This window comes from Pseudomonas sp. NFACC56-3, assembly GCF_900100025.1.
In the GTDB taxonomy this organism is placed as follows: Bacteria; Pseudomonadota; Gammaproteobacteria; order Pseudomonadales; family Pseudomonadaceae; genus Aquipseudomonas; species Aquipseudomonas fluorescens_AA.
Genome location: NZ_FMTK01000001.1, coordinates 495,349 through 520,431, shown reverse-complemented (window position 1 = coordinate 520,431; position 25,083 = coordinate 495,349). Strand labels below are relative to the sequence as shown.

The window sequence follows — 25,083 nt, the reverse complement described above, 5'->3', positions numbered from 1 at the left end:
GCGCATTGCCTGACTGGCGATTGCGGGGCTCTTTTTGCCCGAAAAAAGGATCATCGATCATGAAACAGTTCCGCTACCTGTCGCTTGTCGCCCTCCTCCCCAGCCTTTCTTCCCACGCGCTCGAGGTGGATCCTGGCGATTACGAGCCGCTCCCCGTGGGAGCGACCATCGGCGTGGTCTACTACCAGCACGCCACCACGGACAGTGCCTATGCCCAAGGGCACAAGACCAGCTCCGATTTCAACCTGACTTCCGATGTCGGCATTCTGCGTCTGCTGCACGTCTATCAGTTGAGCGAGCGGCTGACCATCGAGCCTCAATTCCTGTTGCCCTTCGGTCATGTCTCGGGCGGTGGTGACGCTTCTGGTCTAGGCGACGCCAGCGGCATCGGCGACCTCATTCTCACTGCACCACTCAAGTACCGCCTCAACGACGCCAACGACACCCTCGGTGCGACCGCCTACTTGTACGTGCCGACTGGCAACTATGACAAAGACGACGCGCTCAACCTTGGCGAGAACCGTTGGAAGGTTGATCTCCAGGGCGCTTACGTCAAGCACTTCACGGAGAAGTGGGCCATCGACCTCGTCGGTGACGCCATCTGGTACGCAGACAACAACGACTTCGGCGCCAGCTCCGCCCGCCGGGAGCAGGACGTTTCCTACGGCGCTCAGTTAATGGGGCGCTACATGCCCGACGAGACCAGTGCGCTGGCTATCGGCTTCGGCCACAGCTGGGGCGGGGAAAACCAGATCGATGGTGTCAACCAGGACGACAGGATGGAAACCACCAACTTTCGCGTCACGGCCAGAAAGTTTTTCACCGCCAAGGACCAACTCCAAGTGCAACTTGGACGCGACCTTGCGGTGGAGAACGGCCCCAAGGAGAACTTTCGCATGAACCTGCGCTACGTCAGGGTCTTTTAGAGCCACCCGTTTCTACCACCCGTTGTCCTGATCAACCAAGCGTGTGCCCGACGACGAATTCAACTCGGATCCGTCGCAAGACCTCGCATCCCTATCAATCGTGCCAACGCGACAGTTGGCTAATGAGATGCCTCTCACCCGAAACGGAGTAACCCGACAATGACCGACCAGCAACCCACCACGGAACAACAACCCTCCCTCTATACCCGTCTTGGCGGCTATGACGCGATCTATCAGTTCGCAGGCGCAGTGTTGAGAAAAACAATGGGACACCCCGCCATCGGGCACATCTGGGCCCATATGTCGGAATCGACGTTCCAGAAGGAACACATCAATTTTGTCGATTTCCTTTCCGAGCACTGGGGTGGAAGCGCCAAATACAGGGGGAGAGACATGGTCACCGCGCATCGCGGGATGGGGCTGACCGAGGTGCACTGGCAAGCCGTGCTCGATTGTCTCGAGGCGTGCTACGACGACTACGCTCTGGCCCCAGACCTGCGCAAAGAGGTCAATGACTTCCTCATCAAGTTCAAACCGGCGGTGATCGGGAGCCCCTCCTATCGGGACGTCGTACTCGCGCACCCGGAAATGGACCCCGCCAAAGGCATGAGAAGCGTTGGGGTTGTCTGGCCAAAACCAGGGAAATCATCTCGGAAACAGACCACGCCTGAATCCGAAGACTAATACCCTCGGCATAAGGCTAAGCCACAGCAATGGAGGGCTACCGTGGAGGGGCAAGCGAGTCCCGCTCAACCAAGCGACTGTCCTTCTCAGCCAAGCGCTGCTCAATCTGTGGCGATAGCTTGATACCAGCCCCGGCCACGGCTCGCACCGTGCCCGGGCATCCCCGAGATGACGTTTGAACAGACATTGCCAGCCCTGCGGGTTGGCACAGGACACAGGACACCCCATGGCCATCATCCGCCCGACTCTCGAACACGTGCAGGATCTCGCCAGCCGCCTGCACATACAGCTGACACCCGAGCAAGCCAGCGAATACCTGGCGCTTATGCAGTCCAGTTTCGATGCCTACGACCTAGTCGATGAGTTACCTGATTTCATCCCTGCGGTGCGCTACGAGCGCAGTTCCGGTTATCGCCCTTCAAGCACGGAAAATCCGCTGAACGCGTGGTACTACAGAACTGAGGTGATGGGCGCCAGTTCGGGCAAGCTTGCCGGCAAGACGGTCGCGCTCAAAGACAATATCTCTCTGGCCGGTGTCCCGATGATGAACGGCGCCGCACCGCTGGAGGGGTTCGTACCGTCGTTTGATGCCACCGTGGTGACGCGTCTGCTCGACGCTGGCGCAACCATCCTCGGCAAAGCCACCTGCGAGCATTACTGCCTCTCCGGTGGTAGCCATACCTCGGACCCCGCGCCGGTGCACAACCCTTTTCGCCATGGTTTCACGACGGGCGGTTCGTCTTCGGGCAGCGCGGCGCTTGTGGCGACGGGCGCGGTCGACCTGGCTATCGGTGGCGACCAAGGCGGTTCCATCCGCATTCCCGCCGCATGGTGCGGCATTTATGGAATGAAACCTACCTGGGGGCTAGTGCCTTACACCGGGGTCATGGCGATCGAGTCCACCTTCGACCATGTCGGCCCCATGACGAGCAACGTACGCGATAACGCGCTCATGCTCGAAGTGATGGCCGGCGCCGACGGGCTCGACCCTCGCCAGGCCGCCCCCAAGGTCGATGCCTATTGCGATTATCTGGAGCGAGGCGTGACCGGACTCCGGATCGGGATCCTCCAGGAAGGCTTCCAACTCGCTAACCAGGATCCACGTATCGCAGAAAAGGTGCGCGCCGCTATCGCCCAGCTCGAGGCTTTGGGCGCGCGGGTCGAGGAAGTATCGGTTCCCGAACACAACCTGGCGGGATCGTTATGGAACCCTATCGGCTGTGAAGGCCTGACCATGCAAATGATGCACGGCAATGGCGCGGGTTTTAACTGGAAGGGGCTTTACGACGTGGGCCTGCTGGACAAACAGGTCGGTTGGCGCGACCAGGCAAACGCATTGTCGCCATCACTCAAGCTTTGCATGTTCGTGGGCCAGTTCGGTCTGGAGCGCTACAACGGCCGCTACTACGCCAAGGCCCAGAACATAGCGCGCTTTGCCCGAGACGCCTATGACCGGGCGTTGAATACCTATGACCTGCTCGTCATGCCGACGGTGCCAATCACCGCCCAGCCGCTCCCGGAACCGGGCTCCTCAATCACCGAGACCGTCACGCGTGCGTTGGAGATGCTGGGCAATACGGCCGCTCAAGACATTACGGGGCACCCCGCCATGTCGATCCCTTGTGGCCTGGTGGACGGACTGCCCGTGGGGCTGATGTTAGTCGCAAAACATTATGCCGAAGGCACCCTCTATCAGGCTGCAGCCGCATTCGAGGCTTCTGTTGATTGGCGGACGTTGTGAACCTGCGCATCGCATTGGCGAGCAAACACCGGCAAGTAGCACTGAAAGTGAGCATCAACTTCAGAGGAGCCAATACATGAGCCATACCCACGAACATCATCACGATCACGATCACGATCACGACCACACCGAGCCCCCCGAGGCCATCGCCCTGCGTGTCAAGGCACTCGAATCCCTGTTGATCGAAAAGGGCTTGGTCGACCCAGCCGCCATGGATGCTCTGGTGGACACTTACCAGCACAAGGTCGGCCCGCGCAACGGCGCTCAGGTGGTCGCCAAGGCCTGGTCCGATCCCGATTACAAACATCGGCTGCTGGAAGATGCCACCGCGGCCATTGCCGAACTGGGTTTTTCCGGCGTGCAGGGCGAAGACATGGTCGTGGTGGAGAACACCGCGACCGTGCACAACGTGACGGTCTGCACGCTGTGCTCCTGCTACCCCTGGCCGACCTTGGGTCTGCCACCCGTCTGGTACAAGTCCGCGCCCTATCGGTCACGGATAGTCATCGATCCGCGCAGCGTGCTGGCCGAATTCGGTTTGATGATTCCCAATGACAAGGAAGTCCGCGTCTGGGACAGCAGTGCTGAGTTGCGCTATCTGGTATTGCCGGAACGTCCGGCCGGTACTGACGGCTGGAGCGAGGAACGACTGGTCGAGCTGGTGACGCGCGACGCCATGATCGGCACTGGCCTGCCGAAGACGCCGGGCGACGAAGCCTGACCCCGAGAAGGAGAAAAACCATGAACGGTGTACACGACTTAGGCGGTATGCACGGTTTCGGCCCGGTGCTCATCGAAGAAAATGAACCCATCTTCCATCACGACTGGGAGCGCAGAGTCTTTCCGCTGTTCGCCTCACTCTTCGTCGGCGGACACTTCAATGTCGACGAGTTCCGCCATTCCATTGAACGCATGGAACCGGCTGAATACTTGCAGTCAAGTTACTACGAGCACTGGCTGCACGCCTTCGAGACCCTGCTGCTGGAAAAAGGAGTGATCAGCACGGCCGAACTGCTGGGCACGGTCAAACCGACCTCACCGGCACAGCCCCCAACGGTGCTGACACCGGACATCGTCGAGGCGGTGGTGCTCGGAGGCGCCTCTTCCCGGGCAAAGGAACCCGTCCCTGGCCGCTTCCGGGTCGGTGACCGGGTGCGGACGAAGAACCTCAACCCAACCACCCACACCCGGCTGCCGCGCTACGCGCGCGGCAAGGTCGGGACCATCGAAATTGTACACGGCGCGTTTGCCACTCCGGACACGCTAGCCCACGGTCTCGGCGAACAACCCCAACAGGTCTATGCCGTTCGCTTCAGTGCGACAGAACTGTGGGGAGTGGCACGACCGGACAGTGTTTGCATTGATCTGTGGGACAACTACCTGGAGGCCGTATGAGCGCCAGCATGCGTCACATTCTCCCAATAGCCGGCCTGTCTCTCGACGAAGGCCCGGTATTCGACAAACCTTGGCAGGCCGAGGCCTTTTCCCTGCTGGTACACCTGCACCAAATCGGTCTTTTCACCTGGGAGGACTGGGTGCAGGTATTCAGCGACGAGATCAAGGCTGCCCCGGCGCAACCCGGAGAAAGCGTCAACGACACTTACTACCGGCAGTGGCTCACAGCGTTGGAAAGAATGGTCACCACACTCGGTTTAACGGGCATGGAAGACATCACCCGCCGCACCGAGGAATGGCAGCAAGCTTACTTGAATACCCCCCATGGACAACCGGTCACGCTGCTCAATGCGAGTTGCCCACCGGCCCATGGAAGCGGGCACGAACACCTGCCGCGGCACGAGCCGGTGGCGATCAGCCGGGCCACTAGCTGAGGCCGGAGTCGTCCTGTTTTTTACTTTCGAGGTCGCGTAGCGGCCAAGGGGCAATCGTCATGCATATCGAACCTAACCTGGTGGAAGCTGGAAAACTCTGGCTGAGCTACGTCACTGCCGCGGGTGCCGGCGCCTACACCCTCAAACTCGCCGCCCAGGCCATGAGCGAGCGTGGTGCCTTCTCGCTGCTGGCTCGCACTGTCACTGCCACGGCCCTGGTATTCAGCTTCTTCGAGCTACTACCGCACCATCCTGTCGGCGTCTCCGAGGTCCATCTCATCCTCGGGTCAACGCTGTTTCTGCTGTTCGGCGCCGCACCTGCGGCAGCGGGTCTGGCCCTGGGGCTGCTGATCCAGGGTCTGTTCTTCGCGCCATTCGACCTGCCGCAATACGGCATGAACGTCACCACCCTCCTGGTACCGCTGTTCGCAGTTACCGCCTTGGCGAAACGCGTCATCGCGCCAAACACGCCATATGTGGAACTGAGCTATAGGCAAGCGCTGGGGCTGTCGACCGCCTTCCAGGGGGGCATTGTCGCCTGGGTTGCCTTCTGGGCCTTCTACGGGCGAGGCTTCACAGCAGAAAACGCCCTGTCAATTCTGACCTTCGGCAGTGCCTACATGACCGTCGTCATCCTCGAACCGCTGTTGGACCTGGCCGTGCTGGCCGGCGCCAAGGCAACACATCGCCTGCGTGGTAGTACGCTGCTTGAGCGCCGTTTGTACCAGGCCGCCTGAGTCGACAGACTCCTCCAGGCCAGACTGTCCCCGGGCATTCGAAGACCGTGATGCTCGGGGCATCAAGAGCGAGAACCGCCCCGAAACCTCGTGAGCGAACCAGAGGTGTTTGATGTTTTTCAGAAATAGCACCCGCAAGGCATTGAAGCGGCTCGGCGACCGGCTGGACCAGCCCGACGGCGAGGAAGTATTGATAGCGACGAAGGATTCGTCACTGCGACGGGTACTGGCGGGCATCGAACGCCTGCTCGCCGATCGCACGGCGCTCCGGGCCAGCGTGGTCGACCTTAATGCTGAACTGCAACGCCTCAAGCTTCAGCTGGGTGAATACGAAACGCGGTTGCATGATCAAGAACAACTTTGGCAATTGGCGGCAGGCGGGTCGGGTGAGCTGCTCTGGAAATTGCAGCACGATGGCCGCCAACGGCCCGCACGCGATGCAGTACTGCAATGGTTCGGCAACCTGCCCACCCAAGCGGATCTCCCCGTCTGTCTAGGGCCCTGGAACGATTGCCTTCACCCTGACGACCGCCAGGCCAACCTGGATGCCCTGGCCCATCACCTTGCCGATCGCAGCGGGCATGCTCCCTACCAGGTGGAGGTGCGCCTCGCGAACCTCTCGGGAGAATACCGCTGGGTCCGGATCTGCGGCGAAACGCTCCGTGACGAACGGGGGCTGCCACAGATCAGCGTCGGTCTGCTGCGCGACATCCACACACAGCGCATGCAAGACGAAGAATTCGCGATGCTCTCAGCCCGCTTCGATATTTCCCGCGAATGCATCCAGGACGCGCTCTGGGATATCAATATCGTCGCAGGCGATCCAGCCAATCCGCATAACGTCATTTGGTTCTCGTCACAGATGCGTCGTCTGCTCGGCTACGAAACCATCGAAGAGTTTCCCAATGTGTTCGAAAGCTGGCTGTCCCGCCTGCATCCCGAAGACAGCCAGCGTGCCGTGCAAGCGTTTGTCGAGCATGTCGCCGACCGCTCCGGCCGAACACCCTTCGATGTGACCTACCGCCTCAAGCACCGCAACGACGAGTACCGCTGGTTCAGAGGCAGAGGTCAGACCCAGCGAAGCACCGACGGCACGCCCTTACGTACAGTGGGGGCGATCACCGACGTGCACTCCCATCGCGAGGAAAGCCAGCTGCGCCAGACTCAGGAACGTCAGCATCAAGCCATGCAGGAAAACCTCGCCAAGCTGACGCAGATAGTCGCCGCCATCCAAAGCATCGCCAAACAGACCAACCTGTTGGCCTTGAACGCGGCCATAGAGGCGGCCAGAGCCGGTGAAGCCGGAAGGGGTTTCGCAGTGGTCGCCGACGAGGTCCGCAAGCTGGCCACCCGTACCAGCCAGGCCACCCAGCAGGCGGCCGACATGATCGAGAGGTACTGAGTTCAAGCTGCGCGTCCATTTTCATTACATTGAACGTGTGGCCTGCGCGTACATCCGGGCCACACCGCAATTCAAACCAATTCAGCTAAAGAGGCCGGATTGAAGCCCTTCCGTTCCGCGTAATCGCCTCTTTCCACCTTGGCGACCCAATCCTTCACTCAGCAACGCACGCCCTACTGCGATCAGATCGAACTCTCCGCGCTCCATACGCTCTATGAGCCGATCCAGACTCGCAGGGACTGATCCCTTGCCGGCGAAGGCGTTAGTGACACCATTCTCCAGCCCAACCGAACCGACGCTGATGGTTGTGGCGCCAGTGACTTTCTTCGCCCAGCCCGCGCAGCTCAACCCGTTCTCACCGTCAGTTTCGGGAAACTCAGGCGGTCGGTGCGCAGATTGCTACCAGACAGAAAAACTGACCGATCAAATAGCCATGGGCTCCGTGGATCTCAACAGTATCGAAGCCCAGTCGTTTGGTTCGACCAGATCGCGGATAAGTGGTCAATGATGGTTCTGGCGGTACTTGATGACGGGCCGCATCGCTTTAACGCTATCAAACGTCGCCTGGAGGGCGTCACCCAGAAGGCACTTACCCAGTGTCTGCGGCGGCTGGAACGCAATGGTCTCGTCTCGCGCCAGATCATTTCGTTCTCGCCCGTGGCAGTGCAGTATGAGATCACCCCGCTGGGTCGAACATTGCAGCAGCCATTTCGCGAATTGCATAAATGGACGCTCGACAAACTGCCCGAGGTTGAAGCGGCCCGGTCGAAGTTTGACGAGGCCGCGGAGTTCAAGCTGGCGGAGTGATTCGGTTAACCCCCCAAGCTACAAGGGATGCACACAGTTTCTGAACCATTTGTCCAGAATGGACCGTTTATAGCTTATGACTTCCCAACCCCAAATACCGCTGCGGTGCCACCTTGCGCAGTCGCGCCGCCAGAAACACACCCGCCAATAAGGCCACGGGAATGATCGCGCAGAGGCCATATGACAAGGCCTTGCTCGCGCCGGTCAGCACATCGAAATGCACCACCGCAATGACCAGGACCGCCAGTAACGCCACGCAAGAAAAACCCGGGAAAATCCGCCCACGCCAGATCCCCAGTTTGAGTTCAGGGTGGCGCTGGGCAAAGACCCAGACCGCTGCGGAGGTCAGCGCCATCAGCAAAATCACGCACAGCGTCGCCAGGTTGGACAGCCAGGCGAACAGTTGCAGGATCGGATCGGCATCCATGGCGGCAAAAATCAGTACCACCACGGCGGAGATCAGGCTCTGCAATGCCGAGCCCATGTGCGGGCTCTGGTGAACGCGATGGGTGGTGCCCAACCGGCTGGGCAGCAAACCGTCACGGCCGATGGCATAGAAATAACGCGCCGCGGCATTGTGGAACGCCAGCAGCCCGGCGTAGATGCTGACCATGAACAGCACGCGGATGACCTGGGTCAGGTGCGGGCCGACAAAGTGATCGGACATGCCATAGATAAACGTCGTCGGGTCCTGCAAGGCCTGAAGCGTGGAGACGATTTTGTCTGCGCCCACGCCAATCACCATCGACCAGACCGACAGCGCGTAGAACCCGCCGATCAGCAAAACCGAACAGTAGGTGGCAATCGGGATCGTGCGTTGCGGGTTCCTGGCCTCTTCGCCATAGATGGTGGTGGCTTCGAAGCCGATGAACGCCGCGAAGCAGAACAGCAAGCCGATGGACGGCGTGCCGCTGAACACATGGCTGCGATCGAACGCGTCGAGATTGATCCCACTGTCGCCACCGGTCCTGAGAATGGCGAAATCCAGGAGCAGGATCGCCAGGTATTCGGCGATCACAATGACCGACAGCACCCGAGCCGACAGATCGATCTTGCGATAACCGAGAATCGCGACGCTGGCCATCGCCATCAGCGAGTACGACCACCAGGGCAATACCAGGCCGAAGACGCTTTCCATCGTGCCGCTGACCACGCCGCCGAACATGCCATACAGTCCGACTTGCAGGATGTTGTAGGCAAACATCGCCAGCACCCCGGCCGCGCCACCGGCCAGGCCTCCCAGGCCGCGAGAAGTGAAGGCATAGAAACCGCCGGCGTTGGTCACGTGCCGGGACATGGTGGTGTAGCCCACCGAAAATGCCAGTAACACCAGCAAGGCCAGGAGCAGCAACGCCGGTGTGCCGGCGCCGTTGCCCAGCATGATGCCGATGGGAAAGCCGCCGGCGATGACGCTCAAGGGGCTCGCCGCCGAAACCACGAAGAAGATGATGAAGCCGACACCCAGGGCCCCACGCTTGAGCTCCGTGGAGCTATTGACCGGCAGAGGTACACTCATGTTTTCTTGACCTTATCGTATGAGGCAGACGCTGTAGGATCGGTGCAGTCAATCCCTCGCCGTCACCGGATGGCGTTATTGTTCGTGTCGCACGCTGGACTCGATCCTATGCCTGCCCCCGAACGCCCCATTAGCCCAAATCGGTCATCGGCGTGTTTCCCTCGAAAAAGCCAGCCGTCCAGTCGCTCTCGCCTTACTGCAAGGCGATACGCGCCGTCAGTTCCGACGCCGCGCCGGTGACCAGGTCGCACAGGTAGCCCTGCTGGAACGCATGAAACCGCTCGCTACGCCCCACCAGGGTCATGCTCCCGAGCACTCGGCGTTTTTCGTCGAAGATCGGCGCCGCGACGCCACTGCGCCCCGGGTACAGCTCGCTTTCACTGATGCAGTAGCCTTGCTTGCGGATGGCGAGCAGCCCCTTGGTGAACGGTTTCCACGCCAACCCCTGATGCAACTCTTCGGCGGGCTTCCCATGGACGTCGTAGATGCGGCGGATCTGGCGCGGCAGCAGATAGGCCAATACGACCCGAGCGGTCGCGCTGTGAAAAAGATCGATCGGCCGCCCCCGGTCGCCACCCACGGGGCCGACGTCGGAACCCCGCTGGATCAGCACGTTGACCACTGAGTCGCCATGCCATTCGCTGACCAGTGCGTCCAGACCCGTGTCGGCCACCAGTTTGTCCACCAGGCCCCGGCTGCAGGCCAGCAATGGGTCATAGTGAGCCATCTGATGCTCCAGCGTGACGATCCGTGGGCCGAGTGCGTAGCCGCGGGGCAATCGCTTCAAGAAACCCGCGTCGCCGAGTTCGCGCAGATAACGATAGGCGGTGGCGGGCGTGTAGCCGAGCTCCCGACAAATCACGTCCACATCGATGACCGGCTGTTCAGGGCGGAACAAGTCGAAGACCCTGAGCAGGCGGCGAAGGCTATTCATCTTTTCCACATCCTTGTGCAGGCCAGCCCGCCCGCTGCCGGGTGCAGCGGGCAAAGGCTCAAGCAAGGGCGCAACCGCTGATGGCAGCGCGCGCGGTTTGAGACGGCAACTCTGCGAACAGCACCTGGTACTCCGCCGCAAAATGGCTGAGGTGATAGAAGCCCCACTGGGCCGCGGCATCGCCAATCGAAAGATGCGTCGCGGGGGTGGACATCAGGGTGCGGCGCACACCGTTCAGCCTCACGGAGCGCAGGTAATTGACTGGCGTCGTCTCGGTCACTGAGCGGAAGCTGTTCTGCACCGTACGCCGACTGACCTGGAGTCGCTGGCACAACTCGTCCACGCTGGGCACGTTGTTCAATTGCGCGGTCGCCAGTTGGTGGCATTTTTCGACAATGTAACTGCGCGTGGAACTTGGCGTGCGCTGCTGTTTGTCGCAGGCGGGGTCGGTCATCAATTGCAGCAGCTCGCCGAGCATAGTCTGTTCCAGCGCCAGTTCCCGGTCTTGCGCATTGTCGAGCTCTTCACTCAAGAGCGCCTGGGAGAACGCCGCCAGCATTCGACGGCGAGCCTCGGCATAACGTTGAGAGGACACCTTGATCACCGGCTGACGCAGTAACTGAGCGATTTCCTTGGCCGACGCGGTTTGCGCCAACGCATCTTCGAACAACTCCCGCTCGAAGGTGATCGCCAGCAGTTCCATGCCCAGCGGCATATGGAACATGAATTCCTCGCCACCATGAAGAAAGAACAGGCTGCTGTCGTCCACTTCCCGCCCTTGCATCCGGATCGAACCCGGGACGGTGATCGGCACGGCGAAACACATCTTGCCCCGTGGGGCCACGCCGTGCTGCACGACACGCTGGTTGATCTGCTCGCGAAACACGTGGCAGCGGGCCGTCGTCAACTGGATAAGTGAGCTCTCAGCCGTACCAGCGGTCAACTGGTTGTAATCCTGGCTCCACTCCTGGACGGTGGCGGCGTGGACATGGATGTCATGGAAATGGCTGATGTTCTGGTTTTTCATGATGACGAAAGCCTCGGCCGATATTCTTCTTTTTTACATCGCCTTCCTGAGCGATATTCTCACATAAAGAGAATTCTGCAAATTTTCTTTGGGCAATGTCTATGCTCCGGTGCTGACGCGCGCGGCGGCCCATCCATGTGCCGATTCGGGCTACCGGCCCGGAACAGGCCACGGGGATGATCGGCACACTGAAACCGACATCCTGAGAGACCGTCATGAGCGAAGCCAAACTCGAAGCCCTCCATTTCGCGGATGCCCCGCGGATTACCACCGCCATTCCCGGCCCCCGCACCACCGAGGCGCTGGCATTGTCGGCGCGTACCGAATCCATGGCACGCGGCGGCGGACGCATGCCCGTGGCCATGGACCGGGCGTTCGGCGCGACCTTCAAGGACGCCGATGGCAATACCTACATCGACTTGTCCGCGGGTGTAGGCGTCAGCAGCGTGGGTCGCTGCCACCCGAAAGTGGTGCAAGCCATTCGCGAACAATCCGAAGTGCTGATGCACGCCCTGGAGGTCAACAGCACCCGGCGCACCGAACTGGCCGCCAAGCTCTCCGAGATCGCGCCCGACGGCTTGCGCGGCGACTGCATTACATTCTTCACGCAAAGCGGCAGCGATGCGTTGGAAGCGGCCATCAAGTTCGCCAAGCGCGTCACCGGCCGCCACCAGATCGTCGCCTTCCACGGCGGCTACCACGGCGTGTGGAACGCTTCCGGTGCCCTGACGACCGGCACGGCGTATCGCAAGGGCTATGGCGCTCAGATGGGTGGCGTCATTCATGCCCCCTACCCATATGCCTACCGTTTCCCCTTCGATACCACGCACAAAAGCGCCGAGCAGATCGCCGGTGAGTACGTGGATTACCTGCTGAACACCCCCTACACCGCCGCCGATGACGTGGCGGCCGTGATCGTGGAACCGGTACAGGGCGAAGGCGGCTATGTGCCGCCCTCGCCAGAGTTCCTGCAACTGTTGCGCAAGGCTTGCGACCGCAGCGGTGCGCTGCTGATTGTCGATGAGGTGCAGTCCGGCGCGGGGCGTACCGGCAAGATGTGGGCGGTCGAGCACTCCGGCGTGAAGCCCGACATGCTCACCTTTGGCAAGGGCATCGGCAGCGACCTGCCAATGGCCGGCCTGATCATGCGCTCGGACCTGGCGGCAGCGATTCCTGACGGCTCGATGCCCAACACCTTCGCCGCCAACTCGTTATCCGCCGCAGTGGCGCTGACCAACATCAGCATCCTCCAGGACCCGGAGCTCGATCTGCTCAACCGTGCCCACACACTGGGGCTCGAAGCACAGGAGCGTATTCGCGGCTTCGGCAGCCCGCTGGTCGGTGAGGTCCGCGGTCGCGGCCTGATGATCGGGATCGAGCTGGTCTCGGACCCGACCACCAAGGCGCCACTGGCACCGGAAAAGATTGGCCAACTCATGGGTTACCTGCTGAGCCACGGCGTGCTGATGATTCCCTGCGGTCGCTACAGCAACGTGATGCGTGTCATGCCCTCGCTGACGATCTCACGGGCGCTGTTCTTCAAAGCCCTGGACATCTTCGGCGACGCCCTGGACGCCCTCGATGCGTGACATGTCCCGACTCCTGCACATCACTCATGGACTTCCAAATGACTGAGCACTTGAAACACTTCATCGCCGGCGCATCCTTCGAAGCCTCCGACGGTCGCTGTATGAATCTCGTCAACCCCGTGACGGAGCAGGTCTACGGCAGCTGCGCCCGCGGCACCGTCGAGGACGTGGACCGTGCCGTGGAAGCCGCACGCCACCAGCTCGAACGTGGCGCCTGGAGCCAGCTTGACGGTGCCCAGCGCGCTCGACTGCTGTCGAAACTGGCCGACTTGGTGGAACGCGACACCGACGTGCTGGCCGATATGGACGCCGACGCCATCGGCCGCTCGCCGATCGAACCGCGCCGGTTGGATGTGCCCAATGCGGTCGCCAACCTGCGCGCCGCCGCCGGCTGGGCCAACCAGCTGGAGGGGCGGACCATTCCCTCCGGTGGCTACTTTGGCACCAAGTCCCTCTCGTACACGGTACGGGAGCCTGTGGGCGTGGTCGGTGCCATCGTTCCCTGGAATTCACCGCTGATGATCACGGTCTGGAAACTCGCCGCCTTGCTGGCGGCAGGCTGCACCGTGGTCATCAAGCCGTCCGAAGAGACGCCACAGTCGGCGCTGCACCTGGCAACGCTGGCCCAGGAAGCCGGCTTCCCCGATGGCGTGATCAACGTCGTCACCGGCTACGGCAACGAGGTGGGTCGCGCCCTGTGCGAACACCCCCATGTCGACAAGATCAGCTTCACCGGCAGCCCCGAAGCCGGACGCGAGATCCAGCGCACTGCCGGCGTGCTGTTCAAGCGCGTGGCCCTGGAGCTGGGCGGCAAGAGCCCGCAGATTGTCTTCGACGACGCCGCCTTCGACGACGCGCTGTTCGGCTGTTCCCTCGGCCTGTTCGCCAACCAGGGCCAGGTCTGCGCGGCCGGCTCGCGCATCCTGGTCCAACGCGGCCTCGCCGATCGCTTCGCCGCAGCGCTGGCCGATGCCGCGCGCGCCATCAAGGTGGGCGACCCCCGCCAACCCGGCGTGCAAATGGGGCCGGTGGCCAAGAAAGCCCAATTGGATCGTGTCAACCGCTACATCCAACTGGGCATCGACCAAGGTGCGTCCTTGCTGGCCGGCGGAATATCGAACCCTGAACAGGGTTGGTTCGTCCAGCCGACCATCTTCGCCAACGCCCGCAATGACATGGCGATCGCTCGGGACGAGATCTTCGGCCCCGTCGGCACGGTGATCACGTTCGACAGCGAAGAAGAGGCCGTCGCACTGGCCAACGACTCCAACTACGGCCTTGCGGCCACGGTCTGGACGAGCGACCTGGCACGAGCGCATCGCGTCGCCGCGGCGGTGAAGGCCGGGGCCGTGGGCATCAATTGCTGGAGCCCGCTGGACGCCAACCTGCCCTGGGGCGGCGTCAAGGCCAGCGGCATTGGCCGGGAAGGTGGATTCAGCGGCGCACTGGCCTACACCGAGGAGAAGGTGATCACCGTGCTGCTGCCTGGTTAAGCGTAAACCCGCACTGACCCGTCCACCCTCCACGCCCCTGTGTCGTAGAGGGTGGCCGTTCAAACGTGCATTCCCCTGGCTCTGATGATCGATGGAGAGACCGTGATGAATCCGCTAAATCAAACAACAATTGATCGGTATCCGACGTCCCTGCGAATTTTGCATTGGGTGCGCGCCGTGCTCATCGCTGGCCTCCTCTGGGCGGGCTGGCACATGACTGGGCTGGCTGACGAAGTGGCGAGCAAATATGAGCTCTATTACCCGTGGCACAAATCCTTCGGGGTGCTGGCATTCCTGGTAGTCCTGGTCCAGATCGCCGTGCGGGTGAGAACGGCCAGGCTGCCGCAACCGCCAGAGACGCTGGCACGGTATGAGCGAGTGTCTTCAAGGCTTGCCCACCGTACCTTGTACGCGCTGCTGGTGATCGTGCCGTTGATGGGCTATTCGATGTCGAGCACCTACACGATGAGCGACGGCGTGTTCTTCTTTGGGGTGAACCTTCCGGAGCTCCTGGGCAAGAATGACGATTGGTTCGTGGTCTTCCAATGGCTGCACAAAGTGCTCGCCTACACCCTGCTCGGCCTGATCCTGGTACATGTCGCCGGCGCCCTGAAGCACCGGTTTTATGACCGCGACCCTCGAAACGATGTCCTGCGCCGCATGCTGTGACTCGATCAGGCGTTGGCGAAAAGTGCCAACGCCTTGCATGACAAGCAATCGGTTGGGGAGACATCCCAAATCAGCCTGCGCTCAGGCTGTTTCACGGCGTGAACGACCGCTCAAAAGGTCACCCAGGCGATGAGTTGGAAGTAGGTATTGGTCGATGCGCTCCCACTCTGGTTGCCACCATTGCCGAGCCACTTCTCAGGCTTGTAGAGGCCGATGAGCGGCGAGAGCGTGATGTTGTCCGTCACCATCCAATCCAGAAAAAAGTCGAACTCGCGGGCGCTGAAGTCCTGCTCCCCTCGCCGGGAAAGCTGGTGGAAGTCGAAGGCCATCGCGTTGAGCGTTAACTTGTCGGTCGGCATCACCGAGAGCAACACGTCATTGATCTGCATGTTCGAAGTCACTGAGCCTGCGTAATTCGCCGCGACTTCGCCTTGGTAGCGTTTGCGAAAGCCGCCCTGGAACAGGAAATCCCAACCTTCGGAGTAACGCGTATAGCGATAGCTCACCGTCGGTTGCCATTTGACATCGGCGAAGGTGTAGCCCGCGTCGAAGAACATCGCCCGCTGCGATCCCGAGCGTTTTTCCTGACGCGCCACTTCGAAGGCAAAGTCGGCATTCTCGATGCCGGCATTGCCCTGGCCACGAATGCTGTAGATGTCCATGCCCTTGCGTTCACCCCGATCGGCAAAGACGTATCGCTCTTCGACATCCAGGCCGCGCACGTACGTCGAACCGATCGAGCCGATGGGCGTCGTGTAGTCGACGGTAGCGGCCGCCACTTCGGCCTTGGATTGCCCGGGGTTATCCGATTTCAACCATATCAGGCTACCGTGAAGACCTTCCGTGCCGCCCAGCTTCAGGACTGCCGTGTTCCCGAACGCCAACCGCGGGCCGAGGTAAAAGGCGCCGCCGCGATTGAAGCGGCCATCCGCTACGCCCTCGATAGGGTTGAAAGCCTTCCCGGGGGCGAACCCATCGTCGGTAATCAGGAAGCCGTCCACCGTAACGATCTGTCGGCCAAAAGAGAAATCAACCCCGTCCGTGCCCAATGCCGGAATCAGATCACCTGACTTCCAGCCCAGGTAGGCATCTTCCACAGCGGTTTCCCTTTCATTTCCGGCGGTGATCCCCCCCGCATCGCCGTCGCCCCATGATCCCGTACTGATCATGCTGAACCCGCCGTAGATCGAGCCGGCGGCGATCCGATCCGTCGTGCCGCTGAGACCATACTTGGCGAACCCTTCCTGCCACCGCATGCTGCCGGGCCCGCGCTGCGGGTCGCCGAGGTAATTTTTGCTGCTGCCGAACCAGCCAAACCCGGCCCAAAGCTCGGCGTTCAGAACGGTCCCGCCTTCGTTTTCGTTGTAAAGCTCGTAACCCTGTGCCTGCGGCTCGAACGCACAGAGTGCGACCAGCGAAAACAACGGGGCGTAATGGGGGGTGCGCATGACGTCTCTCCTGTTTTTATATTTTATGAGGCGAGTCATGAGTGTTCCGATTCGGGTCGTCCATGCGGTAGCCCAAATCAGCATGTGCTAGGGCCAACGCCCCATTTCCCTGACATCCCCCGGAAAACATTTCCAGAGACGTGAACGGTTGCCGTTTTGGGCTACGGCCCGCCCATGCGTGCGCCCTATGCTGGGGCCATAAGAACGCATAAGAACGAGGCCTCCGTCATGACCCCATTACCGCTGTTACGTCAGGGGCTTTGCCTGCTGACCATCGTCGCTTGCAGTGCCCTGCCCTCCCTGGCCACTGCCCACCATTCATTCGCGCTGTTCGACCAGACCAAGACGGTCACGGTAACGGGCGTCGTCGAGCGCTTTGCCTGGACCAATCCGCACATCACGATTTACCTCGACACACCCGGCCCGCCGCCCCAGCGATTCAAGATCGAGACCGGCAGCGTCAACGCGCTGCAACGTGCCGGCTGGAGCGCTGATTCCATCAAGGCTGGCGAAAACGCCGAGGTGTCCTTCAGGCCGCTGAAAAACGGTGACCCGGGCGGTCTGCTCGTGGAGATCAAGATCGGTGACGTCGTGCTCACGGGCGGCGGATAGAAGAAGTGCTTCTCCAGCTTCATGGCGACCGAACCGAACAAGCCCGCAACGTGGAGACGTTTCAATGAAACCGACACGAACCTTGAGCGCAGCAACGATCTTCCTTGGCGTCGTCCTCGCGACCGGCATCGGGGTGTGCAACGCGGCAACGTCGAAAACCCAGAACAATACGCACCCGGATATCAGCGGTACTTGGGAAAGAACCCCCGACGACTGGTTCGGTGAGAACCCCGACGATCCGGTGCACCCGGGCGGCCCGATGGACCTGAAGGAACCCTATGCCAGCGAATACGCCGCGCTGAAAAAGAAACAAGCCGCAGCGAACGAAGCCGGCACGCCATTGGCCACGACGAGCTCCAGATGCCTGCCCGAAGGCATGCCAACGATGATGGCGGCGCTGTTTCCGATCCAGATCATTCATGACGACAAGCAGGTGATTGTCCTCGGCGAGTACCTGCAACAGGTGCGCCGCATTCTCCTGAACCAGGCCATGCCGCCCAAAGAGAAGCTCGATCCCAAGTACCAGGGCCATTCCCGCGGCCACTGGGAAGGCGACACGCTGGTGGTGCAGACCCAACGCGTGCGAACGGACGTGACGTTCTATGACGTTCCCCACAGTGAGGAGATGACGATCACCGAACGCATCAGGCTGAAGGGGCCGGACCACTTGGAGAACCAGGTGGTGATCGAGGACCCGCAGGTGCTCAACACCCCGTATCGCTTCACGTTCGACTACAAGCGCTCCAACTACGCCATTCAAGAATACGTCTGCGAGAACAACCAGATCGTGATCGACAGCGAGGGCAAGGCGTCCCTCAGCCGTGAGTGAAGCCTCTATCGATGCGCCCTTGGAGATGACCGGATGGAACGAGCGATGACCATCAGCCGCCTGCGGCCGGCGCTGCAAGGCGCCCTGCTCTCGCTGATCCTCACGGCGAACGCGTTTGCAGAGGTACCCCGTATGCCCACGGCCATACCTGTGCCGCCCTCCGACAAGCCACCGCTGTCCTCGGCAAAACGCCCGGGCACTGAATACAGCGACCTGGAAAAGTACGGCTACATCGAGGAAGAGTTTTACCTGCAAGGCGTCGCCCCGGCCATCACCGCCTCGGGCAAACAGCTCTTCGAGGCGCCGTACACCACGCGCATCCTGGTACGCAAACCCGCGGATCCCGCCCACTTCAACGGCACGGTGGTGATCGAGCCGTTCAGCTGGTTTGGCGAGCGTGGCGCAGGCTGGATCCTGACCCGTGACTACTTGCTACGGCGTGGCTACGCATACGTCGGCTACACGCTGAACATGAACAGGCCGGCCGTCGATCCCAAGTTCATCTCGGACACCCCGGCCGCCGAAGCCGAACAGATTGCCCAGTACGGACACATCGTGAACTTCGAGTTCATGCGCCGCTTCGACTATGCACGCTATGCGCCGCTGGGCAGCTATTACGACCCGCAACGCTTCACCCGCGGTAACGGTCCCGACCCGTTCGTGCCCCAGTCCCAGGGCATCGCGGCGCAACTGGCCCTGCTGCTCAAGACCCCGGCGGCACAAGGCCCACTGGCCGGCCTCAATGTGCAACGCGTCTACGTCAATAGCTGGGCGGTGACCGCGCAAGTCTGGATGGATTACCTCGACCAGGGCCGCCACCAGCAATGGCGCATGCCCGACGCCAGGCCGCTGATCGATGCCTACATGACCGGCCGCATGGCCTATGGCGAGGTGGGCGGCGACGTCGTTCGGCTGCCACGCCAGATGCCCGACGGCGTACCGTTCGTGACGGTCTACAGCCAGTCCGAACTGATGCACGACGTGCGCGAAGGCATCGACCTGCCGCCGGACACCGACAGCCCGCAGCTTCGCTACTACGAAATAACCGGCATGCCTCATCTGCGGCTGGCCGACCTTGGTACGGAACATACCGAGCTGTTCGCCGCCGACATTGGCAAGGGCGACGACCCGCGGTGCCGGACGCTGTACGACGAGCCGGCGCAATTGGTCGTCTCGGCACTCCTCGAGGGCATGGACCACTGGGTTCGTGAGGGCAAAGCCATGCCGAAGGCCCCGCGAGTCGTGCGCGAGGGCAAGGTCGCCGTGCGCGACCCCGTCACCGGCAACCTGCAAGGGGGCGTGCGCCCGCCATGGATCCAGGTGCCCAGCGCGACCTACCTCACGGACCAGGAAACCGGCTGTGGCCTGATCTACGACACCAAGGTGCCCTATCCCAAGGACGTGCTTGTCCAGCGTTATGGAAGCTTCAGCCGCTACGAACAGGCATTCGAAGACGCCAAGGGGTTCTCGATCAAACAAGGCTATCTCCTTCCGGAAGATGCAACGGGCCTGCGTCCGATCGCGAAACCTCAAGACTTCTAACCCAACGCGGAAGCAAAGCAGATGTCATCAGAACTCATCATCGCCTGGATCTACGCGTCCCCCGTGAGCACCGGCATCAGGGACATGTTCTGGGTCGTGCCCACCGTCCAGAGCATTCATATCGTCGCCATCGCGGTGATCTTCGGTGCCGCCGTCATCTCCGACCTCAGGCTGGCCGGCGTGCTTGCCACCGATGAGCCCATGCGCGGCGTCATCCGCCGTTATTTCCCATGGATGCGCGCCGCCCTCATCGTCCTGCTCCTCAGCGGGCTGGTCATGGTCATCGGCGAGCCCGACCGCGTCCTGGTCAACACAACGTTCTGGCTGAAGATGTGCCTGGTCGTCGCCGTGTTCACGCTGGCCTGGTCAATCCGGCGTCCATTGCTGCGCCCTGCCGCTCAGGCACAAGGCGATGACCCGAAACCTCCCGCCAAGGTGCTGGCCTGGCTATCGATCGCCCTGTGGTGCGTCGTGATCTTCTGCGGTCGCTGGATTGCCTACTGATCCCAGCTTTTTCGATGAACGTTTTTCTCAGGTATTCACCATGGACCTCCAATCGATACTGCAAGCCCTCGAGGACACCGCTGTCGCCGCCCGGATCAGAGAGTCGGGTTCGATTTTTCCAAACCTGGAGTCGGTGCACGTGATCGGCATCGCCCTGGTGTTCGGGACCATCGCGGTCGTCGACTTGCGCCTGCTCGGCATCGCCTCCCATCGTCGAAGCGCGCTCCGGCTGATCCAGGAATTGCTGCCATACACCTGGGTGGCCTTCTCAGCCTGCGTGATCACCGGCCTGCTCATGTTTGCCTCCAATGCCACCACCTATGCGCAGAACAGCGTGTTCTGGTGGAAGATGGGCGTGTTGTTGCTGGCGGGCGTCAACATGGGGGTCTTCCACCTGGGCGCCTATCGCCGGATCGACCAATGGGACACGACCCTGCCACCGCCCGGCCAGGCCCGCGTTGCCGGATTCTGCTCGTTGGCACTGTGGGCGTGCGTGATAGGTCTTGGCCGCTGGATCGGGTTTGTCTGATGGCTCGCCTGTTGCGAACCTGGCCCAACGATGACGCCCACAGTGCGACCACGGTCGTGCGCCCGGCTTCCGGCCGCTGGGAATCGCTGGCCCTGTTGCTGGCGGCCCTGGCAATCATCGCCGGCGTGACAGGCTATGTGTTGCTGCGCCCTCAGCACGTCGGCCCACCGGCCCCCTTGAGTTGGCAGGTGCGTTCCTTCGATGGCCTGGGTACGGTCGACCAGGCCATCCACAGCGCCCTGCTGCCTGCCGGTGAAGAAATCATCTGGAACAACAACGACACCGGCGGTTGGATCACGCTGGAGCGTGCCCAGGAGATCTTGCTGCCGCCCTTCTACCGGGATGCCTTCTGGAAGACCAACGGTGAGGTTCACTGGCAGTTGATTCTGCCTGGCAGCCATCTGCCCCATGTCGGCTCCGTCGATGACCACGAGGACGATGCTGCTGCCCCAGCCGTCAGCGCAGTGTCGCAAGCGACCCAGGGCCAGGGCGCCACGGTCTACTACGGTTCCGCCGGCCGCGCTCCCGGCCAGAGCGCCTACCTGCTGGTCATTGGGCACGCCCATGCCGGCGTCATGTGGGCCAACCAGGCAACGATCTGGGTCCACCCCGACCCGAACGCGCCCTACCCCGACATCGTCAAGCCCGAATCACTGGTCGGCAAAGGCTGGCGCCAGGTCATTGCTTACGACGGTGCCAGTGAAATCGAACGCGTAAAAGGAAACCAGCCATGACCGTTTCTACGAAACACCGCGCGCTGTGGCGCCGTTGCCTTGCGCTGCTGGTATTGATACCCGCCATCGCATTCGCCGGCCCGACGGCCCCTCTTGGCAAGAAGCTCAAGATCGGCGTCACCCTGCACCCCTACTACAGCTTCGTGGCCAATATCGTCGGTGATCGGGCCGAGGTCGTCGCACTCATCCCGGCGCAAGCGAATCCACACAACTATCAGCCGCAACCCGACGACATCACCCGTGCGATGACGCTCGATGCCTTGGTCGTCAATGGCATCGGCCACGATGAATGGGCCTTCCAGATCGTCAAGGCCGCCGGCCGTGGGGCGACATTGCCGATCATCCAGGCCAATGCGTCGGTGGCCCTCATTCCCATCGGCGGTGACCAGGATGGCGCCAAGGTGGTCAATCCGCACACCTTCGTCTCCACCACGGCCGCGATACAGCAGGTCTTCGAGATCACTCGCCGGTTGGGGGAGCTGGACCCGGACAACGCTGTGGCGTATCGACAAAACGCCCTTGCCTATGCCGCACGCATCCGAGCCTTGCGAGCAGGTTTCATGACCCGCTTCGCCGCCCTGGACCTGTCATCGTTCCGCTGTGCGACAACCCATGCCGGCTACGACTACATGATGCAGGAGTTCGGCCTGTTCGTGAGCGCCGTGATCGAGCCCCGTCACGGCGTCGCACCGACGGCGCGCCAGTTGGCCAACACCCTCGACGCAATCAAGAAGGCCAACGTGCGGGTGCTGTTCGCCGAGAAAAACTTCTCCCTCGATCTCGCCAAGCCCATCGAGGCCGCCACCGGCGTGAAGGTTTTCGCGCTGTCTCACATCACCGGCACCGCCTACAGCGCGGACGAATTCGAGGTGGCGATGCGCGAGAACCTCGAAACCTTGGCCGAAGCCGTTGAGTTCACGCAGCGATGAACCTAATGAAGGAGAAACAGGCCATGCGCGGCCCCGCCCTGGTGTTCGATCACGTCTCCCTGCAACTGGGAGGTACGCAAGTACTCGACGACGTCAGTTTTCGGGTGGAAGCCGGTGCCCTGCACTGCCTGGTCGGCCCCAACGGCGGCGGCAAGACATCACTGGTGCGCGCGCTGCTGGGCCAGATGCCGCATTCGGGGACGGTCCGCTTCGAGGGCGAGGTCACGACGCCCATGGGTTATGTCCCGCAGTTGCCGGACTTCGACCGCAACGTGCCGATGACGGTCAACGATCTCATGGCCCTTCTGGGGCAACGCCGGCCGGCCTTCCTGGGCTCGAGTCGATCCGCCAAGGCGGCCAATGCCGAGGCCCTGGCGCGTACCGGCATGGCTGGCATGGGCGCCAAGCCCTTTGGCAGCCTGTCCGGTGGCCAGCGCCAGCGAGTGCTGCTGGCCCAGGCGATCAGCCCGATGCCGTGGCTGTTGATCCTCGACGAACCGACCGCCGGCATCGACGAACCGGGGGTGCGGCTGGTGGAAGCGCTGGTGGCCGAGTTGCATGGCCGGGGCGTCACCATCCTGTGGATCAACCACGACCTGGAACAGGTCCGGCGCATCGCCCAATCGGTGACCGTTATCAACCGCCGCGTGCTGTTCCATGGCGCCCCCGACCAGGTCGCCTATTCGCTGGAGGGAGTCCAATGAGCGCCCTGTACGAGTTCATTCGCAACCACCTGCAAGCGCTCGCCGCCAGTGGCCTGCTGCCGCAACCGTTCGAGTACGAGTTCGTGATCAACGCGCTGCTCTGCGCAGTGCTCATCGGCCCGCTCCTGGGCGTGCTGGGCTCGATGGTAATGATCAAGCGCATGGCGTTCTTCAGTCAGTCCGTCGGTAATGCGGCGATGACCGGCGTGGCCATTGGCGTGCTGATCGGCGAATCCTACACATCCCCCTACTTCTCGATGTTCGGCTTCTGCTTGCTGTTCGCCCTGACACTGAAGTACACGCAGCACCGCACCACATTGGCCAATGACACGCTGATCGGCGTGTTCCTGTCCATTTCCCTGGCGGTCGGGGCGTCACTGCTGCTGTTCGTGTCGGCCAAGATCAACACCCACGTGATGGAAAGTGTGCTGTTCGGCTCTATCCTGGCGGTCGACTACACCGACATGAACGTGCTGCTTGGCGTAACGGCACTGTGTGCGCTGCTCGGGCTGCCGCTGTACAACGGCATGCTGTTGGCCAGCCTCAACCCGAGCCTGGCCCATGCACGCGGCGTGCGAGTGCGAAGCGTCGAATACCTGTTTGTCGTGCTGGTCACCCTGGTAACGGTGGCCTGCCTGAAAATCATCGGTGCAGTGCTCGTCGAAGCCCTTTTGCTCATACCGGCCGCGGCAGCACGCAACATCAGCCGTTCACTGCCGGGGCTGGTGGCGCGCGCCATCCTGATTGCGACCTTTTCCTGCGTGGTTGGCATCCTGGCCCCCATGCAGTTCCACATCCCCGTGCCAACGGGCGGCGCCATTGTGATCGTCGCGGCCCTGGTGTTCGCCGTCACCACCGTCATGCGCGCTACCGCATCCCGTTTCAGGAGCGCCAGCGTATGAATAGGAAAGGAATCTACGGGGCCTGGCTGACGCTGTTGGTGCTGCTGGGCGCTCCGTTTCCGGCCCTTGCCGATACCGGCAAACAGCAAGTGCTCGTCGCATTGCCAGCCGTGTATGCGCTCGCCTCGGCACTCAGCACCGGCACGACCCTGGAAGTCGTCCGTGTGCCAGCGGACGCGACCGTCCCCATGGAAAGCCAGGCCAACGCGCTGTCGCGCCTGGACGCCGCGGTGTTCCAGCAGGCTACGGCCGTGGTCACCCTCAGCCATCTCTGGCGTGCGGATCCGCTGTATGCGACAGCCCGCCATCACAACCTGCGAATCGTCGAGATCGACGCCTCGCGTTCATGGGACACCGTCAAGCCCGCCGTGGCCGTGACCCAAGCGCCGTCGAACGACGTTCCCTGGGCTGCGGCGAGAGATGTCGATGAGGGCCTGTCGCCCTACGCCTGGCTCGGCCCTGTCAACGCCATGCGCATGTCGGGGCTGATCGCCGCCGACCTGGCACGCCTGTCCCCCGCCGACGCGCCACGGATAGAGCGCAATCTCGCCGAGCTCGAAGGGCGCTTGCGCCGGCTCAAGGCCGACTACGGCGCCCGACTGACGACGGTGGCGGACCTGCGCGTGTTGTCGCTGGCCAATGAGTTCATCTACCTGTTCGGTGAGTTCGGCGTCTTTGTCGATGGTTGGTTCGTCCGGCAGGACATCGACTGGAGCGACGCCGACCGCGCCGCACTGACTCGCTACCTGCGCGAGCGTGACATCCGCGTGGTAGTCCACAAGTGGGCACCGGACGCCAAAATCACCAAAGCCATCGAGGACGGAGGCGCGCGGCTACTGATCCTCGATGCGGGCAACCCGGGAATGCTCGCCGATACGGCCAGCGGATACGAGACGCTCATGGGTTCGAACCTGGACGCCCTGCTGGCGGCCTTCACCGCGACGGGCAATGACAATAAGAGGGGCGATGCCCCGCCCCTTCCCCAATGATCGATCT

26 protein-coding genes and 3 pseudogenes are annotated in these 25,083 nt (G+C 62.0%); 23 read left to right on the top strand and 6 right to left on the bottom strand.

Annotated elements, in window-relative coordinates:
* The first annotated feature begins 59 nt into the window (after nucleotides 1-59).
* The 9 genes and pseudogenes from BLO80_RS02165 to BLO80_RS30535 form a co-directional block, all read left to right on the top strand.
* Nucleotides 60-926: a transporter gene (locus BLO80_RS02165; protein WP_092326457.1), complete on the top strand. Its 867-nt coding sequence runs from the start codon at nucleotides 60-62 to the stop codon at nucleotides 924-926.
* 159 nt (nucleotides 927-1,085) lie between these two features.
* Nucleotides 1,086-1,610 (top strand): group I truncated hemoglobin, encoded by a 525-nt coding sequence (locus tag BLO80_RS02160; RefSeq protein WP_092326455.1) that lies wholly within the window; start codon nucleotides 1,086-1,088, stop codon nucleotides 1,608-1,610.
* A 226-nt stretch (nucleotides 1,611-1,836) separates the two neighbouring features.
* On the top strand, nucleotides 1,837-3,351 hold the full coding sequence (locus BLO80_RS02155) for an amidase (RefSeq protein WP_092326454.1): 1,515 nt from the start codon (nucleotides 1,837-1,839) through the stop codon (nucleotides 3,349-3,351).
* A 76-nt stretch (nucleotides 3,352-3,427) separates the two neighbouring features.
* Nucleotides 3,428-4,072: a nitrile hydratase subunit alpha gene (gene nthA, locus BLO80_RS02150; RefSeq protein ID WP_092326452.1), complete on the top strand. Its 645-nt coding sequence runs from the start codon at nucleotides 3,428-3,430 to the stop codon at nucleotides 4,070-4,072.
* A 20-nt stretch (nucleotides 4,073-4,092) separates the two neighbouring features.
* The gene (gene nthB / locus BLO80_RS02145; protein ID WP_092326450.1) at nucleotides 4,093-4,746 is read left to right on the top strand and encodes a nitrile hydratase subunit beta; all 654 of its coding nucleotides are present in this window, start codon (nucleotides 4,093-4,095) and stop codon (nucleotides 4,744-4,746) included.
* A gap of 8 nt (nucleotides 4,747-4,754) precedes the next feature.
* Nucleotides 4,755-5,180 carry a nitrile hydratase accessory protein gene (locus BLO80_RS02140; RefSeq protein WP_256574070.1) on the top strand — a complete coding sequence of 142 codons (426 nt, stop codon included), beginning with the start codon at nucleotides 4,755-4,757 and terminating at the stop codon, nucleotides 5,178-5,180.
* A 59-nt stretch (nucleotides 5,181-5,239) separates the two neighbouring features.
* Nucleotides 5,240-5,917 (top strand): energy-coupling factor ABC transporter permease, encoded by a 678-nt coding sequence (locus tag BLO80_RS02135; RefSeq protein WP_092326447.1) that lies wholly within the window; start codon nucleotides 5,240-5,242, stop codon nucleotides 5,915-5,917.
* Nucleotides 5,918-6,029: 112 nt separating this feature from the next.
* Nucleotides 6,030-7,022 (top strand): annotated as a pseudogene (locus BLO80_RS02130) (PAS domain-containing protein); the annotation flags it as partial.
* Nucleotides 7,023-7,103: 81 nt separating this feature from the next.
* A pseudogene (locus BLO80_RS30535) lies at nucleotides 7,104-7,280 on the top strand (methyl-accepting chemotaxis protein); the annotation flags it as partial.
* 110 nt (nucleotides 7,281-7,390) lie between these two features.
* Here BLO80_RS30535 and BLO80_RS30530 read toward each other — a convergent pair.
* Nucleotides 7,391-7,794: pseudogene (locus BLO80_RS30530) on the bottom strand (hypothetical protein); the annotation flags it as partial.
* A 29-nt stretch (nucleotides 7,795-7,823) separates the two neighbouring features.
* Here BLO80_RS30530 and BLO80_RS02120 point away from each other — a divergent pair.
* Entirely contained in the window at nucleotides 7,824-8,126 is a 303-nt protein-coding gene (locus BLO80_RS02120; protein WP_371914558.1) for a winged helix-turn-helix transcriptional regulator, read from the top strand.
* 67 nt (nucleotides 8,127-8,193) lie between these two features.
* On the opposite strand, the gene BLO80_RS02115 is transcribed toward BLO80_RS02120, so the two are convergent.
* The 4 genes from BLO80_RS02115 to BLO80_RS28800 all read right to left on the bottom strand — a co-directional run bounded on the left by BLO80_RS02115 (nucleotide 8,194) and on the right by BLO80_RS28800 (nucleotide 11,820).
* Complete coding sequence (locus BLO80_RS02115; RefSeq protein WP_092326444.1) at nucleotides 8,194-9,642, bottom strand: APC family permease; 1,449 nt, start codon at nucleotides 9,640-9,642, stop codon at nucleotides 8,194-8,196.
* A 193-nt stretch (nucleotides 9,643-9,835) separates the two neighbouring features.
* The gene (locus BLO80_RS02110; RefSeq protein WP_092326442.1) at nucleotides 9,836-10,576 is read right to left on the bottom strand and encodes an IclR family transcriptional regulator; all 741 of its coding nucleotides are present in this window, start codon (nucleotides 10,574-10,576) and stop codon (nucleotides 9,836-9,838) included.
* Nucleotides 10,577-10,634: 58 nt separating this feature from the next.
* A complete protein-coding gene (locus tag BLO80_RS02105) occupies nucleotides 10,635-11,603 on the bottom strand; it encodes a helix-turn-helix domain-containing protein (protein ID WP_092326441.1) in 969 nt (322 codons plus the stop codon).
* Nucleotides 11,572-11,820: a CynX/NimT family MFS transporter gene (locus BLO80_RS28800; RefSeq protein WP_139196891.1), complete on the bottom strand. Its 249-nt coding sequence runs from the start codon at nucleotides 11,818-11,820 to the stop codon at nucleotides 11,572-11,574. Before BLO80_RS28800 ends, BLO80_RS02105 begins: the two co-directional genes overlap by 32 nt.
* Between BLO80_RS28800 and BLO80_RS02100 the strand changes: the two genes are divergently transcribed.
* The 3 genes from BLO80_RS02100 to BLO80_RS02090 all read left to right on the top strand — a co-directional run bounded on the left by BLO80_RS02100 (nucleotide 11,819) and on the right by BLO80_RS02090 (nucleotide 15,354).
* Nucleotides 11,819-13,192, top strand: a complete 1,374-nt coding sequence (locus BLO80_RS02100) for an aspartate aminotransferase family protein (protein ID WP_092326439.1) — start codon at nucleotides 11,819-11,821, stop codon at nucleotides 13,190-13,192. The two genes, BLO80_RS28800 and BLO80_RS02100, sit on opposite strands and share 2 nt — an antisense overlap.
* A 38-nt stretch (nucleotides 13,193-13,230) precedes the next feature.
* Nucleotides 13,231-14,685, top strand: a complete 1,455-nt coding sequence (locus tag BLO80_RS02095) for an aldehyde dehydrogenase family protein (RefSeq protein ID WP_092326438.1) — start codon at nucleotides 13,231-13,233, stop codon at nucleotides 14,683-14,685.
* A gap of 105 nt (nucleotides 14,686-14,790) precedes the next feature.
* Nucleotides 14,791-15,354 (top strand): cytochrome b, encoded by a 564-nt coding sequence (locus tag BLO80_RS02090; RefSeq protein ID WP_092326436.1) that lies wholly within the window; start codon nucleotides 14,791-14,793, stop codon nucleotides 15,352-15,354.
* Between the two features lie 110 nt (nucleotides 15,355-15,464).
* Here BLO80_RS02090 and BLO80_RS02085 read toward each other — a convergent pair whose 3' ends face one another.
* Nucleotides 15,465-16,802, bottom strand: coding sequence for an alginate export family protein (locus BLO80_RS02085; RefSeq protein WP_092326435.1), 1,338 nt, complete (start codon nucleotides 16,800-16,802; stop codon nucleotides 15,465-15,467).
* A gap of 228 nt (nucleotides 16,803-17,030) precedes the next feature.
* Here BLO80_RS02085 and BLO80_RS02080 point away from each other — a divergent pair, with 228 nt between their 5' ends.
* The 10 genes from BLO80_RS02080 (at nucleotide 17,031) to BLO80_RS02035 (ending at nucleotide 25,076) form a co-directional block, all read left to right on the top strand.
* The gene (locus BLO80_RS02080) at nucleotides 17,031-17,414 is read left to right on the top strand and encodes a DUF6152 family protein (protein ID WP_092164706.1); all 384 of its coding nucleotides are present in this window, start codon (nucleotides 17,031-17,033) and stop codon (nucleotides 17,412-17,414) included.
* Nucleotides 17,415-17,478: 64 nt separating this feature from the next.
* Nucleotides 17,479-18,243 (top strand): hypothetical protein, encoded by a 765-nt coding sequence (locus BLO80_RS02075; protein ID WP_092326433.1) that lies wholly within the window; start codon nucleotides 17,479-17,481, stop codon nucleotides 18,241-18,243.
* Between the two features lie 45 nt (nucleotides 18,244-18,288).
* Nucleotides 18,289-19,785: an alpha/beta hydrolase domain-containing protein gene (locus BLO80_RS02070; RefSeq protein WP_256574067.1), complete on the top strand. Its 1,497-nt coding sequence runs from the start codon at nucleotides 18,289-18,291 to the stop codon at nucleotides 19,783-19,785.
* A gap of 21 nt (nucleotides 19,786-19,806) precedes the next feature.
* Nucleotides 19,807-20,289, top strand: a complete 483-nt coding sequence (locus BLO80_RS02065) for a DUF6644 family protein (RefSeq protein WP_092326430.1) — start codon at nucleotides 19,807-19,809, stop codon at nucleotides 20,287-20,289.
* A 40-nt stretch (nucleotides 20,290-20,329) separates the two neighbouring features.
* Nucleotides 20,330-20,818 (top strand): DUF6644 family protein, encoded by a 489-nt coding sequence (locus tag BLO80_RS02060; RefSeq protein ID WP_092326429.1) that lies wholly within the window; start codon nucleotides 20,330-20,332, stop codon nucleotides 20,816-20,818.
* Nucleotides 20,818-21,552: a DUF6162 family protein gene (locus tag BLO80_RS02055; protein ID WP_092326427.1), complete on the top strand. Its 735-nt coding sequence runs from the start codon at nucleotides 20,818-20,820 to the stop codon at nucleotides 21,550-21,552. The genes BLO80_RS02060 and BLO80_RS02055 overlap by 1 nt, the downstream gene beginning before the upstream one ends.
* Entirely contained in the window at nucleotides 21,549-22,481 is a 933-nt protein-coding gene (locus BLO80_RS02050; protein WP_092326426.1) for a metal ABC transporter solute-binding protein, Zn/Mn family, read from the top strand. Before BLO80_RS02055 ends, BLO80_RS02050 begins: the two co-directional genes overlap by 4 nt.
* 23 nt (nucleotides 22,482-22,504) lie before the next feature.
* Entirely contained in the window at nucleotides 22,505-23,185 is a 681-nt protein-coding gene (locus BLO80_RS02045; protein WP_256574065.1) for a metal ABC transporter ATP-binding protein, read from the top strand.
* Entirely contained in the window at nucleotides 23,182-24,087 is a 906-nt protein-coding gene (locus tag BLO80_RS02040; protein ID WP_092326423.1) for a metal ABC transporter permease, read from the top strand. The genes BLO80_RS02045 and BLO80_RS02040 overlap by 4 nt, the downstream gene beginning before the upstream one ends.
* A complete protein-coding gene (locus BLO80_RS02035; RefSeq protein WP_092326421.1) occupies nucleotides 24,084-25,076 on the top strand; it encodes a metal ABC transporter substrate-binding protein in 993 nt (330 codons plus the stop codon). The genes BLO80_RS02040 and BLO80_RS02035 overlap by 4 nt, the downstream gene beginning before the upstream one ends.
* The last annotated feature ends 7 nt before the right edge of the window (nucleotides 25,077-25,083 follow it).

Coding starts and splice junctions, on each gene's coding strand:
- BLO80_RS02155 (WP_092326454.1), top strand. CDS start 1,837: ATGGCCATCATCCGCCCGACTCTCGAACACGTGCAGGATCTCGCCAGC.
- BLO80_RS02080 (WP_092164706.1), top strand. CDS start 17,031: ATGACCCCATTACCGCTGTTACGTCAGGGGCTTTGCCTGCTGACCATC.
- BLO80_RS02070 (WP_256574067.1), top strand. CDS start 18,289: ATGACCATCAGCCGCCTGCGGCCGGCGCTGCAAGGCGCCCTGCTCTCG.
- BLO80_RS02065 (WP_092326430.1), top strand. CDS start 19,807: ATGTCATCAGAACTCATCATCGCCTGGATCTACGCGTCCCCCGTGAGC.
- BLO80_RS02060 (WP_092326429.1), top strand. CDS start 20,330: ATGGACCTCCAATCGATACTGCAAGCCCTCGAGGACACCGCTGTCGCC.
- BLO80_RS02075 (WP_092326433.1), top strand. CDS start 17,479: ATGAAACCGACACGAACCTTGAGCGCAGCAACGATCTTCCTTGGCGTC.
- BLO80_RS02095 (WP_092326438.1), top strand. CDS start 13,231: ATGACTGAGCACTTGAAACACTTCATCGCCGGCGCATCCTTCGAAGCC.
- nthB (WP_092326450.1), top strand. CDS start 4,093: ATGAACGGTGTACACGACTTAGGCGGTATGCACGGTTTCGGCCCGGTG.
- BLO80_RS02110 (WP_092326442.1), bottom strand. CDS start 10,576: ATGAATAGCCTTCGCCGCCTGCTCAGGGTCTTCGACTTGTTCCGCCCT.
- BLO80_RS02115 (WP_092326444.1), bottom strand. CDS start 9,642: ATGAGTGTACCTCTGCCGGTCAATAGCTCCACGGAGCTCAAGCGTGGG.
- BLO80_RS02140 (WP_256574070.1), top strand. CDS start 4,755: ATGCGTCACATTCTCCCAATAGCCGGCCTGTCTCTCGACGAAGGCCCG.
- BLO80_RS02165 (WP_092326457.1), top strand. CDS start 60: ATGAAACAGTTCCGCTACCTGTCGCTTGTCGCCCTCCTCCCCAGCCTT.
- BLO80_RS02085 (WP_092326435.1), bottom strand. CDS start 16,802: ATGCGCACCCCCCATTACGCCCCGTTGTTTTCGCTGGTCGCACTCTGT.
- BLO80_RS02055 (WP_092326427.1), top strand. CDS start 20,818: ATGGCTCGCCTGTTGCGAACCTGGCCCAACGATGACGCCCACAGTGCG.
- BLO80_RS02120 (WP_371914558.1), top strand. CDS start 7,824: ATGATGGTTCTGGCGGTACTTGATGACGGGCCGCATCGCTTTAACGCT.
- BLO80_RS02100 (WP_092326439.1), top strand. CDS start 11,819: ATGAGCGAAGCCAAACTCGAAGCCCTCCATTTCGCGGATGCCCCGCGG.
- nthA (WP_092326452.1), top strand. CDS start 3,428: ATGAGCCATACCCACGAACATCATCACGATCACGATCACGATCACGAC.
- BLO80_RS02090 (WP_092326436.1), top strand. CDS start 14,791: ATGAATCCGCTAAATCAAACAACAATTGATCGGTATCCGACGTCCCTG.
- BLO80_RS02050 (WP_092326426.1), top strand. CDS start 21,549: ATGACCGTTTCTACGAAACACCGCGCGCTGTGGCGCCGTTGCCTTGCG.
- BLO80_RS02035 (WP_092326421.1), top strand. CDS start 24,084: ATGAATAGGAAAGGAATCTACGGGGCCTGGCTGACGCTGTTGGTGCTG.
- BLO80_RS02045 (WP_256574065.1), top strand. CDS start 22,505: ATGCGCGGCCCCGCCCTGGTGTTCGATCACGTCTCCCTGCAACTGGGA.
- BLO80_RS02040 (WP_092326423.1), top strand. CDS start 23,182: ATGAGCGCCCTGTACGAGTTCATTCGCAACCACCTGCAAGCGCTCGCC.
- BLO80_RS28800 (WP_139196891.1), bottom strand. CDS start 11,820: ATGACGGTCTCTCAGGATGTCGGTTTCAGTGTGCCGATCATCCCCGTG.
- BLO80_RS02160 (WP_092326455.1), top strand. CDS start 1,086: ATGACCGACCAGCAACCCACCACGGAACAACAACCCTCCCTCTATACC.
- BLO80_RS02105 (WP_092326441.1), bottom strand. CDS start 11,603: ATGAAAAACCAGAACATCAGCCATTTCCATGACATCCATGTCCACGCC.
- BLO80_RS02135 (WP_092326447.1), top strand. CDS start 5,240: ATGCATATCGAACCTAACCTGGTGGAAGCTGGAAAACTCTGGCTGAGC.